Genomic DNA, 2,297 nt, shown 5'->3' with positions numbered 1-2,297 from the left:
GGGCCCGCCACACCGCCCGCGATCATGATGTGATCACGCACCGTCGGACGCTGCTGGAAAAGGTTCAGTCATGCCGGGCAGTCTGCCCCCTCGCACCGACAGCCTGGCGAGCCACGTCTCACACGCCTCAGGGGACGACGGGGAGGCGATCGTCACCGCAGATTCGCAATAACGTCCCCTTCCACCGCCTCACCACCTGGCAAGACATCGGCGCCGGTCGCAAACAGGCTCTCCGGTGCCATCCGGCAAAGTACGAGCGGAACGGCCATAGGAGGGATGCGATATCAGCGCTCCAAGAGAGCCAGGAGATTATAGCAAGTGCCTATGCCGAAGGTAGTGCAAGTGTGGGTTCGGTACCCCGAGCGTTTTCACCATGAACGGCCGCCGGGTGATCTCATGGGCGGGCCGCTCCGCCGCAGCGGCCCGCGGGCGACATTGGCGCACCCGTCCTCCGCCAACTCCCACAGTGCCCGCCTACGTCGAGCGCTGCTCAGCATGGCGCCAGCGCTACGAGAGCCACAGGCCAGCTAGAACCCGAGCCCACACGGCGGAACGCGCAGGCGCCGCAGGCCCGATGAAAACTTTCTTTACGTCTTCAAGGGCGCCCCGCTGACGCGGGGCGCCGGGCGGCCGGTCTCGTCTCGCGCCGCCGTGCACGACCGATTCTGCCCGAGTAGCCGGGGAGATCTCGAAGACGCACACAAGCTACAGGCCTCCGGTGTCAGTCAGCCACGCGCATGTACTCGCGCTTCTTGCCCTTAATCGTCGTCAAAGTGAGCTTCTTCCCGTCATCGGAGAGGGCGGCATCCATATCGGCCTTGAATCTGCCGCAGTCCAGCGAGATGCGGTAGTCACTTTCGATGGGTTCGACGAGGGCTACGCCGCCCCCTGGGCCCCCGCGTGCCGGAGGATACTCCAGCGCGAAACCGTCTCTCTTGGACTGGGCGCCGTTCGCGCGGGAACACCCTCCGGACCGGTTGCTGCGTCTGTGCAGGCGTGCGACGGTTGAGACGCGGAGATAACGTCCCGCTGAGCGGTGTAGGCGGCGAAGAGTGGGATCGCGATCGTCGATAGTGTGGCCGACATGGCGATCGCTCGCATGCCCCTCATCGTTATCGACTGTCCCGATCCTGGTGCACTCGCCAGGTTCTACGGCGCGATGCTGGATTGGAAGATCGAGGTCTCCACTGACCGGGCAGCGGCTTGCAACGACTCCGGCCAGTGCATCTCCTTCCATAAGGTGAATGATTACACGCCACCAGCGTGGCCGAGCCAGGAGCGGCCCCAGCAAATGCACATCGATGTGATTGTAGACGACCTCGATGCTGCTGAGGCGGCAGTAATCGACCTCGGTGCGACCAAACACCCGGAGCAGCCCGGCACGTCTTACCGGGTCTTCCTGGACCCGGCAGGTCACCCCTTCTGTCTTTGCCTCCTGCATTGATCCCCACCATGAGGGACGTGACGGCGCGGCGCGGAGGCGACCAAGTTGTAATACAGGCGGGCGATCAAGGCCAAGAGCGGTCACTGAGGGCAGGCCTACGGGCAGGTCAGGCCCGGTTACCAGCATGATCGGTGCGCTTCCCAGGCTGGCAGCGTGAGTTCATTCCCGTCACCCGCTCGCACGACGAAGGCCCGGGTCCGGGACATGCTTCCGAACACTGGGCCCTGATCGTTTCCAGTGCGGCGAGGCCACCGGGCGATTAGGCCGGAACGAGCGCCCCCGCCTCACCATCGCCCCGCCATCGCGATCACGGTCGGCCTGGACGGGCGTCCAGAACGTCCGCGATCGTGCGGTTAGCGTTAGCCGATCGATCTTGGTAGCGCAGCGCGCCCGTGCGTTGTCGTGGCCCCCTCACGAGGTTGCGGAGCGAGACGGCAGCAAGGGTGTTACCGGTTTGCCGAAGGTCTGAAAGTGCAGATTTGCCCCCGAGCGTCTTCACCGGCTCACCCTTGACCCCTGTGAAGACGAGCGCCTCAGCGTCCGGCCGGATGTACCGATCTAGGTGACGGATGGTCGCGGCCGGGATCGCGGCCGTCCGTAGGCCAGCTGTGACTCGGTCGGCCCGAGGCTCACTTCCCCGTTCGCCCGCTCGACGTACGCGGCTCGCACGCGGACCGCTTCATGGTGTCGATGTCGCACCGCCAGAGCGCGGTCACCTCGCCCCATCGCAGGCTTACGAACGCGGCGAGGAGGGTGAATGAGGTGCCACGGATCTTCCGGACAGGGCCCCAACTAGAGTTGGGGAGAACCGGAAGGGAAGGTCGTTGGCACGACAGAGGCGGCATTTCACCCA

General features: G+C 65.1%; 1 protein-coding gene. It reads left to right on the top strand.

The window, feature by feature from the left end; genetic code table 11:
* Window positions 1-1,084: 1,084 nt before the first annotated feature.
* Window positions 1,085-1,444: a VOC family protein gene (locus tag H505_RS0133295; RefSeq protein WP_026405398.1), complete on the top strand. Its 360-nt coding sequence runs from the start codon at window positions 1,085-1,087 to the stop codon at window positions 1,442-1,444.
* Window positions 1,445-2,297: the final 853 nt, after the last annotated feature.

Source organism: Actinomadura rifamycini DSM 43936 (assembly GCF_000425065.1).
Lineage (GTDB): Bacteria > Actinomycetota > Actinomycetes > Streptosporangiales > Streptosporangiaceae > Spirillospora > Spirillospora rifamycini.
Note: the sequence above shows the minus strand (reverse complement) of the source record. Positions and strands in the feature narration are given on the sequence as shown.

Bases quoted from the DNA above. Each gene is read 5' to 3' on its own strand.
- H505_RS0133295 (WP_026405398.1), top strand. From the start codon at position 1,085: ATGGCGATCGCTCGCATGCCCCTCATCGTTATCGACTGTCCCGATCCT.